The sequence below is a fragment of the Phreatobacter sp. genome (assembly GCF_052440005.1).
Lineage (GTDB): Bacteria > Pseudomonadota > Alphaproteobacteria > Rhizobiales > Phreatobacteraceae > Phreatobacter.
This window is the reverse complement of record NZ_JBQVQL010000030.1, coordinates 33,100-45,656: the sequence shown is the minus strand read 5'-3', so window position 1 is coordinate 45,656 and position 12,557 is coordinate 33,100. Positions and strand designations below refer to the sequence as shown.

At 70.7% G+C, this 12,557-nt stretch carries 14 protein-coding genes; 2 read left to right on the top strand and 12 right to left on the bottom strand.

The features are described from left to right. Nucleotides 1-269: 269 nt before the first annotated feature. The 8 genes from ACT6XY_RS09775 to ACT6XY_RS09740 form a co-directional block, all read right to left on the bottom strand. Complete coding sequence (locus tag ACT6XY_RS09775) at nt 270-1,034, bottom strand: GNAT family N-acetyltransferase (protein WP_444748145.1); 765 nt, start codon at nt 1,032-1,034, stop codon at nt 270-272. Between the two features lie 14 nt (nt 1,035-1,048). Continuing rightward, nucleotides 1,049-1,489, bottom strand: a complete 441-nt coding sequence (locus tag ACT6XY_RS09770; RefSeq protein WP_444748144.1) for a cupin domain-containing protein — start codon at nt 1,487-1,489, stop codon at nt 1,049-1,051. A gap of 5 nt (nt 1,490-1,494) precedes the next feature. Beyond that, nucleotides 1,495-2,415, bottom strand: a complete 921-nt coding sequence (locus tag ACT6XY_RS09765; RefSeq protein ID WP_444748143.1) for a prephenate/arogenate dehydrogenase family protein — start codon at nt 2,413-2,415, stop codon at nt 1,495-1,497. Then, a complete protein-coding gene (gene hisC, locus ACT6XY_RS09760; protein ID WP_444748142.1) occupies nt 2,412-3,515 on the bottom strand; it encodes a histidinol-phosphate transaminase in 1,104 nt (367 codons plus the stop codon). Before hisC ends, ACT6XY_RS09765 begins: the two co-directional genes overlap by 4 nt. Before the next feature lie 38 nt (nt 3,516-3,553). Next, nucleotides 3,554-4,351 (bottom strand): chorismate mutase, encoded by a 798-nt coding sequence (locus tag ACT6XY_RS09755; RefSeq protein ID WP_444748141.1) that lies wholly within the window; start codon nt 4,349-4,351, stop codon nt 3,554-3,556. Nucleotides 4,352-4,374: 23 nt separating this feature from the next. Continuing rightward, the gene (locus tag ACT6XY_RS09750; RefSeq protein ID WP_444748140.1) at nt 4,375-4,785 is read right to left on the bottom strand and encodes a RidA family protein; all 411 of its coding nucleotides are present in this window, start codon (nt 4,783-4,785) and stop codon (nt 4,375-4,377) included. Nucleotides 4,786-4,902: 117 nt separating this feature from the next. Continuing rightward, on the bottom strand, nt 4,903-5,625 hold the full coding sequence (locus ACT6XY_RS09745) for a response regulator transcription factor (protein ID WP_444748139.1): 723 nt from the start codon (nt 5,623-5,625) through the stop codon (nt 4,903-4,905). Beyond that, on the bottom strand, nt 5,622-7,259 hold the full coding sequence (locus ACT6XY_RS09740; RefSeq protein WP_444748138.1) for a sensor histidine kinase: 1,638 nt from the start codon (nt 7,257-7,259) through the stop codon (nt 5,622-5,624). Before ACT6XY_RS09740 ends, ACT6XY_RS09745 begins: the two co-directional genes overlap by 4 nt. 135 nt (nt 7,260-7,394) lie before the next feature. On the opposite strand from ACT6XY_RS09740, the gene ACT6XY_RS09735 reads away from it, so the two are divergent. Further along, nucleotides 7,395-7,958: a hypothetical protein gene (locus tag ACT6XY_RS09735; RefSeq protein ID WP_444748137.1), complete on the top strand. Its 564-nt coding sequence runs from the start codon at nt 7,395-7,397 to the stop codon at nt 7,956-7,958. A gap of 73 nt (nt 7,959-8,031) precedes the next feature. Here ACT6XY_RS09735 and leuD read toward each other — a convergent pair whose 3' ends face one another. Then, complete coding sequence (gene leuD, locus ACT6XY_RS09730; protein ID WP_444748136.1) at nt 8,032-8,637, bottom strand: 3-isopropylmalate dehydratase small subunit; 606 nt, start codon at nt 8,635-8,637, stop codon at nt 8,032-8,034. A 129-nt stretch (nt 8,638-8,766) separates the two neighbouring features. On the opposite strand from leuD, the gene ACT6XY_RS09725 reads away from it, so the two are divergent. Continuing rightward, complete coding sequence (locus ACT6XY_RS09725) at nt 8,767-9,033, top strand: BolA family protein (RefSeq protein ID WP_444748135.1); 267 nt, start codon at nt 8,767-8,769, stop codon at nt 9,031-9,033. 15 nt (nt 9,034-9,048) lie between these two features. On the opposite strand, the gene ACT6XY_RS09720 is transcribed toward ACT6XY_RS09725, so the two are convergent. The 3 genes from ACT6XY_RS09720 to ACT6XY_RS09710 all read right to left on the bottom strand — a co-directional run bounded on the left by ACT6XY_RS09720 (nt 9,049) and on the right by ACT6XY_RS09710 (nt 12,514). Then, the gene (locus ACT6XY_RS09720; protein WP_444748134.1) at nt 9,049-10,215 is read right to left on the bottom strand and encodes a M20 aminoacylase family protein; all 1,167 of its coding nucleotides are present in this window, start codon (nt 10,213-10,215) and stop codon (nt 9,049-9,051) included. 102 nt (nt 10,216-10,317) lie between these two features. After that, complete coding sequence (locus ACT6XY_RS09715) at nt 10,318-11,304, bottom strand: ketopantoate reductase family protein (RefSeq protein ID WP_444748133.1); 987 nt, start codon at nt 11,302-11,304, stop codon at nt 10,318-10,320. Nucleotides 11,305-11,320: 16 nt separating this feature from the next. Then, entirely contained in the window at nt 11,321-12,514 is a 1,194-nt protein-coding gene (locus tag ACT6XY_RS09710; protein ID WP_444748132.1) for an NAD(P)/FAD-dependent oxidoreductase, read from the bottom strand. Nucleotides 12,515-12,557: the final 43 nt, after the last annotated feature.

Below are 12,557 nucleotides of genomic sequence, written 5' to 3'. Positions count from 1 at the left end.
ACCCCCCCCGCGGGGGGCGGTCCGGGCGCGCGGGGGGGGGGGGGGGCCCCCATGGCGCTCTCCATCTGCCGCTCTCCCCCTCACCCGCCTCGCTCACGCTCGGCGACCTCTCCCCGCCGGGGAGAGGTGAAGATGCGGCGGCGGCTGGGAGCGGGGGAAGTGGCGGCCCGTCGCCGCTGGCCGTCATCCCCGGCCGAGCGCAGGATGTGCCCTGCAGCCTCGAAGGACGCACTTGGCGCCATGCAGGGTGCCGGGCGGCCTGCCGAAGCTCAGCCCGCCCGCGCCATCCGCCGGCAGTGGTAGTCATAGGCGACCGTGAAGCCGAGACGCTGGTAGAGCGCGTGGGCCTTCACATTGGTCTTGCGCACCTGCAGATAGGCCGTGTGGGCGCCGTGGGAGCGGCCCCAGTGCAGCAGCGCGCCGATCATGCGCTGCCCCGCCCCCGACCCGCGCGCGGCGGGCGCAACGGCGAGATCGTAGAGCCCGACATAGCCGCGGTCGGCGACGGCGAGACCGAAGCCGACCGGCTGCTTGTCCACATAGACGGTGGCGAAGGCGGTCTCGACGCGGATGGCGCCGACGATGCGGGCGAGCATGTCGCGCTGCCAGTCGGCGAGTTCGTAGGCCCCGGCCGCGCCGTCGATCCAGGCCTGCGAGGGCTCCTCCGACAGCACCACGGCGGCGTCGGGCGCGCCGCTCATCTTCACCCGGTCGGCGAGCGGGGCGACCATCACGTCGGTCTCGTCGTAGATCGTCCAGCCGGCGCTCGCGAGGGCGGCGTCGATGCCCTCGCCCGCCAGCGGCGTGATGCGCACCATCGGCTCGATGCCGGCCTTGCGGTAGAGCGTCCGCACGGTGCGGATCAGCTCCTCGCCGGAGATCGTCGAGGGATAGAAGGGGCTCGCCGCGTTGGAGCGCTTGGTATGGCCGCCGGCCATGCGCAGCAGCCAGCCGTCGCAATAGACGGTCTGCAGCGCCGGCCAGGCATTGAAGAGGCGCTCCTCGAGGGTGCGGACCACGGCGGGATCGTTCATGGGGTCATGCCTTGTCAGGTGCCCGGGTTCCAGCCGGGAGGCGCCAGCCTGAAGCCGGCGAAGTCGAAACCGGGCGCGACAGTGCAGCCCACCAGCGTCCAGTCGCCGAGCGTCTCGGCCGCCTGCCAGTGGTGCGGCGGCACGACCCCCTGAGGCCGCTGTCCCGCCGCCAGATCCGCGCCGAGGACGAGTTCGGTCACCGGGCCGGCGTCGGTCGCCGCGAGCGACAGCTTCAGCGGCGCGCCGGCATGCCAGTGCCAGATCTCGACCGCGTCCACGGTGTGCCAGTGGGACCGCGCGCCGCGCTTCAGCAGGAAATAGATGGCGGTGGAGGCGGCGCGGCCATCCGCGCCGGGCGCGTCGCGGAAGGTCTCGCGGAAATAGCCGCCCTCGGGATGGGGCTGGAGCCCCAGAAGGGCGATGATCGCATCCGCCGTCATGGGCCCGGCCGTCATCTGCGTCACTTCCTGTTCCGGCCGAAGTCCGGATCGGCCGTGTCCTGCCGCTGGTCGATGATCGAGCGGCGGATGGCGCGGGTGCGGGTGAAGAGGTCGAAGAGCTGGTCGCCCTGGCCCCAGCGGATGTTGCGCTGGAGGGCGATGAGATCCTCGGTGAAGCGTCCCAGCACCTCGAGGACCGCCTCCTTGTTGTGGAGGAAGACGTCGCGCCACATGGTCGGGTCGGAGGCGGCGATGCGGGTGAAGTCGCGGAAGCCGCCGGCCGAGAACTTGATGACCTCGCTCTCGGTGACGGTCTCCAGGTCCGAGGCGGTGCCGACGATGTTGTAGGCGATGAGGTGCGGCACGTGGCTGGTGATGGCGAGCACCAGGTCGTGGTGGTCCGGCGCCATGACCTCGGTCTTCGAGCCGAGCCCCTGCCAGAAGGCGGCGAGGCGCTCGACGGCCTCAGGGTCGGTGTCCGGCACGGGCGTGAGGATGCACCAGCGGCCGTGGAACAGCTCCGGAAAACCGGAATCGGGTCCCGAATGCTCGGTGCCGGCCACGGGGTGGGCGGGGATCAGGTGCACGCCCGGCGGCATGTGCGGCGCCATCTGCGCGACGATCGAGCCCTTGGTGGAGCCGACGTCGGAGACGATGGCGCCCGGCTTCAGATGCGGGCCGATGGCCTCGGCGACCGCCCCCATGGCGCCGACGGGCACGCAGGCGATGACGAGGTCGGCATCCGTCACGGCGGAGGCCATGTCGGTGGTCGCTTCGTCGGCGATCCCGAGTTCGCGCACGCGGGCGACGACGCTGTCCGACCGGTCGGCGGCGACGACGGTGCCGGCGAGGGGCAGCTGGCGCAGGGCGCGCGCGATGGACGAGCCGATGAGGCCGATGCCGATCAGCGCGACCTTGCCGAAAAGAGGCTGGCCGGTCACCGCTTCATGAACTCGGCGAGCGTTGCCACGAGGTGGCGGTTGGCCTCCTCGTCGCCGATGGTGAGGCGCAGCGCGTCGGGCAGCCCATAGGCGCCGACGCGGCGCAGCACGAGGCCCTTCGACACGAGATAGGCGTCGGCATCGGCCGCGGTCCTGCCGGCGTCCTTCGGGAAATGGATCAGCAGGAAATTGCCGACCGAGGGCGTGACCTCGAGGCCGAGCTTCTCGATCTCGGCGGTCAGCCAGGGCAGCCAGACGTCGTTGTGCTCCACCGCCTTCTGCAGGAAGGCCTGGTCGGCGATGGCGGCGGCGCCGGCGGCACTCGCCGCGGCATTGACGTTGAAGGGGCCGCGGATGCGGTTCACCGCGTCGATGAGATGGGCGGGGCCGACCATCCAGCCGATGCGCAGCGCGGCGAGGCCGTAGATCTTCGAGAAGGTGCGCGTCATCACGACGTTCTCGTTCGACGCCACGAGTTCGAGGCCGCTCTCGTAGTCGTTGCGGCGGACATATTCGGCGTAAGCCGCGTCGAGGATCAGCAGCACCGATTTCGGCAGGCCGGCATGGAGGCGCTTGACCTCGTCGAAGGGAATGTAGGTGCCGGTCGGATTGTTGGGGTTGGCGAGATAGACGATCTTCGTCTTCTCCGTCACCGCCGCGAGGATGGCGTCGACGTCGGCTGTCAGGTTCTTTTCCTTGACGACGACGGGCGTGCCGCCGGCCGCGAGGATGGCGATCTTGTAGACGAGGAAGCCGTGCTCGGTGAACACGCCCTCGTCGCCGGGCCCGAGATAGGCGTTGGTCAGCAGCGACAGCAGCTCGTCGGAGCCCGAGCCGCAGAGGATGCGGTCGGCGTCGAGGCCGTAGAGGTTTGCGATGGCCTGGCGCAGCTCGGCCGAGGAGCCCTCGGGGTAGAGCTCCAGCTTGCCGGCGAGCTTGCTGTAGGCGGCGATCGCCATGGGGCTCGCGCCGAGCGGCGTCTCGTTGGAGGAGAGCTTGTAGACCTTGGCGACGCCGGGGGCGCCGGACTTGCCCGGCACATAGGCGTCGATCGCCATCACACCGGGACGGGGAACGGGACGCGTGGCTTCGAGGGTCATGTCGGCACCGGAAAGGAAGGGCTGGCCTGCCATCGCCGTCAGGCGGCGATCGGCCTTGCGGTGTAGCCGACCGTGCGGGCGGCTTCAACAGCCATGCCGGAAGCGGCGTCCTGCGCGATCTCGGCCTCGGAGGCCTCGCGCGGGCCCCAGGCGAGAAGGTGGTGGCGGCCGGCCTCGTCGGCGCTCGCCAGCACGGCGTCGACCTCCACGGCCGGGCGGCCGGCGAGCGTCACCGCGACGAGGCGGGTGTCGAGGCCCGCCGTGTCGATGGAGGGATGGCCGATGACGAGGGCCTGCGGCGGGCGTGGGCTCGCCGCGCGGGCGATCGCCGGGGCCGTGGCCATGGCGATGGGCTGGCCGGGGCCGCCGAGCTTCTCCCACCAGGGCTCGCGGGCGGGGCCGAGGCCGATGAGGCCGAGATCGCCGCGGTCGCGGGCGATGGCGCCGACGACGGAAGCCGGGCTCGAGTGCTTCACCAGCGGCACGCCGAAGCCGAAATGGAAGCGGGCGAGCTCGCGGGCGTTCTCCTGCTCCGGCCCCATGACGACATGTACCGAGTGGGGCGACTGGACATAGGTGAAGGTGGAGATGATCTGCCGCCAGATCTGCACCACGAGTTCCACCGGCAGGCGGCCCTTGTGGTTGTCGACGAGGCGGCGGACGACGTCTGCCTCGCGGGCGGGCCGGAAGGCGGAGCCGGTCTCGGCGGTCTTCTTCACCTCGATCAGCCGCTCGATGATCTGGCCGCGCTCCATCAGGAGGCCGTGCATGGCGGCGTCGATGCGGTCGATCTCGCCGCGCAGGTCGGCGAGGCTCGGCAGGGTGGGATCGGTCATGGCAGGTCCGGCCGGTGGCGGCGTCAGGAGAAGAGGGTGTCGGTGGCGACGCCCGGCAGGGCGGCGGTGACCTCGATCTCGATCTTCATCTCCGGCTTGAACAGGCCGGCGACGACGAGCAGCGTGGAGGCCGGGCGGATGTCGCCGAAGACCTCGCCGAAGATGGGAAAGACCGTCTCGGCATCGGCCGCATCGGTGATGTAGTAGGTGGCGCGCACGACGTTGGCCATGGAGGTGCCGGCCTCCTTCAGCGCGGCGGCGATGGTGCGGAAGCAGTTGCGCGTCTGCTCCTCCACCGTGGCCGGCAGCGTCATGGTGGCGTAGTCGTAGCCCGTCGTCCCGGCGACGAAGACGAAGCCACCCTGGACCACGGCGCGGGAATAGCCGGCGGTCTTCTCGAAGGGGGAGCCCGTGGAGATGAGGCGGCGTTCCATGGCGGTGGTCCTGTCACGATAAGCGCGGGCCGCGACGTTTACACAGTCGGTGCCGTCAGGAACAGATCGGACAACACGAATGGCCCCATGCCGGCCGTAGCCCCCTTTCGGGCGCGATCAGCGGGCGGCGCCGGCAGGGCCTGCCTCGAGGCGATAGCCGAGTCCCCGCTGCGTATGGATCAGGGGCTGGGTCTGGCCTGCGTCGATCTTGCCCCTCAGCCGGCCGATATAGACATCGACGATGTTGGTGAGCGGGTCCTCGTTGACGCCCCAGACATTGGCGAGGATCCGCTCGCGGCTGAACAGCCGCCCCGGGGCGCTCATGAGCAGTTCGAGCAGCGCCAGTTCCCGCGCCGTGAGCGCCAGAACCTTTCCCGCCCGCGTCGCCTTCATCGTGGTGCGGTCGAGCTCCAGGTCGTCGACCCGCAGGACCATGGGAGCGGCGGACTGCAAGGCGCGCCCGCGCCTCCTGAGGGCCTCGATGCGGGCCAGCAGTTCCTCGAAGTCGAACGGCTTGCACAGATAGTCGTCGGCGCCGAGACGCAGGCCGTTCACGCGATCCTCGACGGTGGACAGCGCGGTCAGCATGAGGATGGGAAGCTCGACCTGGCCGGCGCGCAGCGTCTGGCAAACCTCCAGCCCGCTGACGTCTCCCAGCATGAGGTCGAGAATGACGAGCGTGGTCTCGCCGCCGGCGCGATGGTCCCGCCAGGCCGCGCGGGCGAGGTCCAGCCCCTCGCTGCCGTTGCGGGCAACCTGCACCCGCATGCCCTCGGCCCGCAGGCCACGCTGCAGGAAGCCGGAAATGCGGTCGTCGTCCTCGATGATCAGGATGTTCATGCGGAAACCGCCGATCCTGCGGGTGCGAGCGGCAGCGTGAGCGTGGCCGTCGTGCCGCTCGCAGGGTTGCTGGCGAGGGTGATCTCGCCGCCATGCCCGCGGGCGAGGACGCGGGCGATGGGCAGGCCGAGGCCGCTGCCGTCGGCGCGATGGCTGATCGCATTCGGCGCGCGATGGCTGCGGTCGAAGACCTTCGGCAGTTCCTCCGCGGCGATGCCGATGCCCGCATCGTGGATGCGCACCTCCACCCTGCCGCCCTCCCCCTCGACGCGGGCGGCCTCCAGGCGCACGTACTGGCCCGGCTTCGAATAGCGGACGGCGTTGTCCAGCAGGGCGAGCAGCAGCTGCCGCAGCCGGTCGGCATCGCCGGTGACGGGGAGGGTCTCGGGCCAGGGAGCATGGCGCAATGTCACCTCGCCGGCCTTCGCCATGGCCGCGCCATGGGACAGAACGTCGTCGAGGACCGGCACCAGATCCAGGGGCACCCGGCGCATGGACAAGGCGTCGATGTCGCTGCGCGCCATGGTCAGGAGGTCGTCGATGGCGAGGGCGAGCTGGCGCGAGGCGTCCTCGATCCGCCTCAGCGACCCCCGGTAGTCCTCCGCCGGCCTGTCGGGGCCGCGCAGCGCGACCTGCGCCTCGCCGCGGATCGCCGTGGTCGGCGTGCGCAGTTCGTGGCTGATGTCGGCGAAGAGCCTGCGGCGGCGGGCCTCCGCGTCACTCTGGGCAGCGAGTGCGGCGCTCAGTTCGCCGGTGCGGATGGCGACCTGCTCCTCGAGCGCCAGGCGCGCCTGCGACTCGATCCGCCGGCGCTCGGCGAGTTCGGCTGCCATGGCGTTCATGCTGCGCGCCACGTCGGCGAACTCGTCGGTGCCGCCGACGGGAATGCGATGGGCGAGGTTTCCCGCCCGCAGCGCCGCCGCGCCGTCGGCGAGCCCGCGCAGGGGTCCGCGCAGGGCGCGCGTGAAGTGGGCGGCGAGCAGCAGGGCGACCAGCACCAGCGCCGCGGTCGACCCGATCCAGAACCGCCGCAACCAGGCCAGCGCATGGTCCGTGTCGGCCCGCTTCTCGCGCAGGGCCGTGTCCTCACGCTCGACGCTCTCGGCCAGCAGGAGGCGGAGGTCGCGGCCCTCCGCACGGTCGAAGAGATCGTTGGCGAGACGCCAGGCGAGGGCCGCGGCCGTTCCGCCCGACGGAGGATCGAGGCTGGCGAGGCCGCGCCCCAGCTGGGCGAGGCTGCCCTCCAGCACCCGCAGCGCGTCTCCCCGCTGGGCCTGACGCTGGCGCGCGGGCGGGCTGTCGTCGAGGGCGACGGCCTGGGCCGCGAGGCCCCCGAGCTCACCGAGCACGACCCGCATCCGCCCCAGCAGGGCGTCGCGCTGGCCCTCGTCGGCCGCGGCGCCGAACTGGTGCTGGGCCAGCCAGTTGCGCAACTGCTGCTTGTCCGAGCGCAGGTCGGTGAAACCCTGCTTGATGTCGGCGGCGACCCTGCCCCGCAGGACGTGGCGCTCCGCCATGCCCACGGCCCACAGCGCCACGGCGCCCTGGACGACGGCGATCGACCCCAGCAGCGCCAGGGCCAGGGACAGGCGCCGTCCGAAGACGTTCGACCGGGCCGGGGACTGGATCGTCATCTCGTTTTCATGAACCGTTCAGGACCCGCTCATTCCCGGTTCAAGCCGGCGTCAGCGGCGGCAGCCTACACCGATTGCGGCCCGGACGGCGATACCGTCGGCGCCACACCCTGTCCGGCAACCTGAGGAATCACCATGTCCATCCGCCGTCCCATCCTGGCCGCCGCCTTCCTGTCGCTCGCCCTTCCCGTCGCCACGGCTTCGGCGCAGACCGTCGTCAACCAGGCGGTGACCGAGGCCGAGGTCGTCGCCGCGCAGAGGGCCTGGTGCAACGCGCTGGTGTCGATCAGCACAACCCACGCCTCGCAGGGGCCGGCGGCGGCGCGCGCGCTGGCCGAGCGGGTCATCGATGCCGCCTACGGCTACCAGATGGGCGCGGTGCTGTTCAAACCGACGCTCACCGTGGCACCGCAGACCTTCCGCACCACCCGCGCCGGCGCGCTGGCCTATTTCGTCGGCGGCGACAGCGCGTTCCCGAAGGATACCGGCTTCGCGCTCAAGGGCTGGACCAAGTGCGAGGTGGCCAACAGCGCCATCTTCATCGCCGGCACCTCGGCCTCGACCATGGGCAACGTGGCGATCACCGGCCCGAACGGCCAGGTGACGACGGTCGACAAGACCTGGACCTTCGTGAAGGACGGCGCCGGCCAGTTGCGCATCGTGGTGCACCACTCGTCGCTGCCCTTCGCGGGCAACTGAGCGGGCGACGCGGCCCGCCCCTTCCTTCCCGTTCCCCCGGATGGCCCGGCGCGCATCGCGCCGGGTCTTTCCGTCAGAGCCAGGGGCGGGCGGTGGAGACCGTCGTCTCGAAGCGGTCGATGGCCTTTTCCTTGACCATGGTCAGGCCGATGTCGTCGAGGCCGTTGAGCAGGCAATGCTTGCGGAACGGGTCGATGTCGAAGCTGATCGTGCCGCCGTCGGGACCGCGGATCTCCTGGGCCTCGAGGTCGACGGTGAGCGTGGCGTTGGAGCCGCGGTCGGCATCCTCGAACAGCTTCTCCAGGTCCTCCGGCGAGACCTTGATCGGCAGCACGCCGTTCTTGAAGCAGTTGTTGTAGAAGATGTCGGCGAAGCTGGTGGAGATCACGCAGCGGATGCCAAAGTCGAGCAGCGCCCAAGGCGCATGCTCGCGCGAGGAGCCGCAACCGAAATTGTCGCCGGCGACGAGGATCTGGGCGTTGCGGTAGGCCGGCTTGTTGAGGACGAAATCCGGGTTCTCCGACCCGTCGTCCTTGTAGCGCGCCTCGGAGAACAGGCCCTTGCCGAGGCCGGTGCGCTTGATCGTCTTCAGGTACTGCTTCGGGATGATCATGTCGGTGTCGACGTTGATCGTGCGCATCGGCGCGGCGACCCCGGTCAGGACGGTGAACTTCTGCATGGGTTTCCCCCTCACGGCTCGTTGCGCGGGATGTATCAGAGCGGCGCGGCCCCCGGCAAGGCGGCCTTACGGGCCGCGGGGTTGCGGCGGCGGCCCGGCCGGCCGATATGGCAGGTCCGGGAGACGATCATGACCGTTCGCGACACCATCACCGAGAAGCTCACCGCGGCCTTCGCGCCCACCGCGCTGGAGGTGATCGACGAGAGCCACCACCACCAGGGCCATGGCGGCTGGCGCGAGGGCGGGGAAACCCATTTCCGAGTCAAGCTCGTGTCGGCGGCTTTCGCCGGCAAGTCGCGGGTGGATCGCCACCGCATGGTCAACCAGACCCTCGACGCCGAGCTGAAGGGCCGCGTCCACGCCCTCGCCATGGAGACGAAGGCGCCGGGGGAATAGTCCGGCGCCGCGCCCTCAGGCCGGCATGCGGCTCTCGACGAGCTTCGCCCAGTAGCTCATGCCGAGCGGGATGATCTCGTCGTTGAAGTCATAGGCCGGGTGGTGGACGGAGGCCGTGTCGCCCTGGCCGATGAAGATGAAGGCGCCGGGGCGGGCCTGGAGCATGTAGGAGAAGTCCTCGCCGCCCATGATCTGGGGGGCGTCGTCGTTGACCGCCTTCTCGCCCACCACCGCGGCCGCCGCGGCCACCGCATGGGGCGTGTGTGCGGGATCGTTGACGGTCGCGGGCACGACGCGCTCATGGTGCACCGTGGCGGTGGCGCCGAAGACGGCGGCGGTCTTCTCCGCCACCTCCTTCAGCCGGACCTCGATCAGGTCGCGCACGGCGGCGTCGTGGGTGCGCACGGTGCCGCGCAGTTCCGCCGTCTGCGGAATGACGTTGTTGGTGAAGCCGGCGTTGAAGGCGCAGATGGAGATGACCGCGCTCTTCAGCGGGTCGACGTTGCGCGCAACGATGGACTGCACCGCCGCGACGATGTGCGCGCCGACGAGGATCGTGTCGATCGACTGGTGCGGGCGCGCGGCATGGCCGCCCTTGCCCTCGACGTGGATGCGGAAATTGTCCACCGCCGCCAGCATCGGGCCCGGGCGGATGGCGAACTGGCCGACGGGCAGGCCCGGCGCATTGTGCATGCCGTAGACCTCCTGGATGCCGAAGCGCTCCATCATGCCGTCGAGGACCATGGCCTCGCCGCCCTTCTCGCCCTCCTCCGCCGGCTGGAAGATGACGGCGACGGTGCCGTCGAAGTTGCGCGTCTCGGCGAGATACTTGGCGGCGCCCAGGAGCATGGCGGTGTGGCCGTCATGGCCGCAGGCATGCATCTTCCCCGGCACCTTGGAGGCATGCGGCAGTCCCGTGATCTCGGTGAGCGGCAGGGCGTCCATGTCGGCGCGCAGACCCACCACCTTGCCGGACGCATTGCTGCGGCCGCGGATGATGCCGACGACCCCCGTGCGGCCGATGCCCGGCACGACCTCGTCGCAGCCGAACTCGCGCAGCTTGTCGGCGACGATGCCGGCGGTGCGGTGCACGTCGAACTGCAGCTCCGGATATTCGTGGATTTCGCGCCGCCAGGCGGTGACCTCCTCGTGGAGGGCGGAGATGCGGTTGACGATGGGCATGGGAGGCTCCGGACTGCAGGCGAGGCGGCGAGGCTAGCGCGTGGCCACACTGGTGGCGAGAGCGCCGGCGGATCGCTGGAATGCGCCGGCGCCATCCGAAGCTCAGACCTTCACCGCCTCGCGGTTGGAGGCGTCGAGGGCCCTGAGCATGGGCAACACCACGTCGATGGCGGGGGTGGCGACGCCGGTGTCGCGGCCGAAGGCCTGGAGCTGGCCGACGATGGCCTCGACCTCCATGGGGCGCCCGGCCTCGGCGTCCTGCAGCATGGAGGGCCGGCCGCCGGGGCGACCCGGTTTCGCCGGCACCGAGGCGGCGGGATCGACGGTGGCGGTGAGGTCCCAGCCGACCGCCTTCGCCGCCTCGAGGAGCTCGCGGATCAGGGTGACGCCGAGGTCGGCGATGGCCGGCACCTCGTGCCAGCGGCCGAGCGGCAGGCGCGTCAGGGCGCAGAGCGGATTGGCGGCGATGTTGAGGACGAGCTTCTCCCACATGGCCCGTCGGATGTCGGCGGTGACCTCGCCGTTGAGCCCGGCCTTTCGGAAGACCTCCGCCGCGGCGTCGGCGCGCGGCGAGGCGTCGCCGGTGGGCTCGCCGATGATCCAGCGGTTGCCGGCCGAATGGGTGATGACGCCGGGCTCGGTGATGGCATTGGCGGAATAGACGACGCCGCCGAGCACGCTCTCCGGCCCGAGGTCGCGCCAGAGCCGGCCCTCGGGGTCGAGGAGCGGGAGCGAGCCGTCCTCGGAGAGACCGTGGTTCCACCACCACGGGACGCCGTTGGTGAAGAACAGGGCGGCGGCGCCGGGGGCGAGCAGCGCCTTCAGCGGCGCGGCGATCGCCGGCAGGGAATGGGCCTTGAGCGTGACGACGACGAGATCCTGCGGCGGCAGGGTCGCGGGGTCGTCGGTCGCGGCGAAGGGCTTGCCGCCGAGGGTCTGGCCCTCGGTGTGGAGCGTCACGCCCTTCTCACGGATGGCGGCGAGATGGGCGCCGCGCGCCACGATGGAAACCTCGGCGTCCCCCGCCGCGATCAGCCGGGCCGCGGCGTTGCCGCCCACTGCGCCGGCGCCAAAGATGCAGATCTTCATGGGGGAGGCTCCGGGGTCAGATCACGTTGAGTTCGAGGACCGGCGCGTTCCGCAGGATGCGGTCGAAGCCGAAGACGGAAAGGTCGAGGCTGCGCCAGCCGCCATGGACGATGAGTTCGGCCAGCGCCCGGCCGGCGGCGGGCGCCTGCTGCAGGCCGTGGCCGGAGAAGCCGTTGATGAACATGAGGCCGGCGACGCCCGGATGGGGGCCGAGGATGGCGTTGTGGTCGAGCGTGTTGAAGTCGTAGTGCCCGGCCCAGGCGCGCATCTGGCGGAGCTGTTCCATGGCCGGGATGCGCGTCGCCCAGGCCGGCCAGACATAGGATTCGAACTCGTCGTGGGCCGGCTCGAAATCGCCATAGGCGGCGGGATCTGGATCGTTCTCGCCGGGCCCCCAGCCGCCGATGACGAGGTCGCGCTCGGGCCGCATCCAGACGCCCGAGGGGTCGACGATCAGCGGCATGTCGGGGAAGGTCTGCGGACACTTCACCACGAAGACCGTGCGCTTCCTCGGCTCGACGGGAAGCGGCACGTCGATGCCCGCGGCGAGCCTGCCCGCCCAGGCGCCGGCGGCGAGCACCAGCGTGCCGCAGGAGCGTGCCTGGCCGTCCTGCATCACCGCGCCGGTGACGCGGTCGCCCTCGCGGGTGAGGGAAGCGACCTCGCCCTTCTCGTAAGTTGCGCCGGCGTCCCGCGCCGCCTTGCGGAAGAGGTCGAGCAGCATGGCGGCGTCGAACCAGCCCTCGCCCGTGCGGCCGAAGGCGCCGAGCGCGATGTCCTCGGTGGAGATCCAGGGGAAGCGCGCCTTCAGCTCGGAGGGGCCGAGCAGAAGGATGTCGGCGCCCTCGGAGCTTTGCGTTTTCCAGTTCGCCTCCAGCACGGCGCGACCGCCCTCGGAGGCGAGGATGAGATAGCCGCCCTCGCGGAAGCCGATATCGGCCTCAGCGCCGAACCTGTCCTTGAGGCCGCGGATCACCTCGATGCCGAAGCGGCTCATGCGGATGTTCTCGGGCGTCGAGAACTGCTGGCGGATGGAGGCGGCCGAGAGGGTGGTGGAGGCCTGCGCATAGGTCGGGTCGCGCTCGATGACGCGCACCGTGCCGGCATAGCCGAGCTCTTTCTTGAGGAAATAGGCGGTGCAGGAACCCATGATTCCGCCGCCGACGATCAGCACATCAGCGTGTGTCACGCGTCTTGTCTCTTTCGGCATCAGCGTGTGTCACGCGTCTTGTCTCTTGCGGATTTATCGTCTC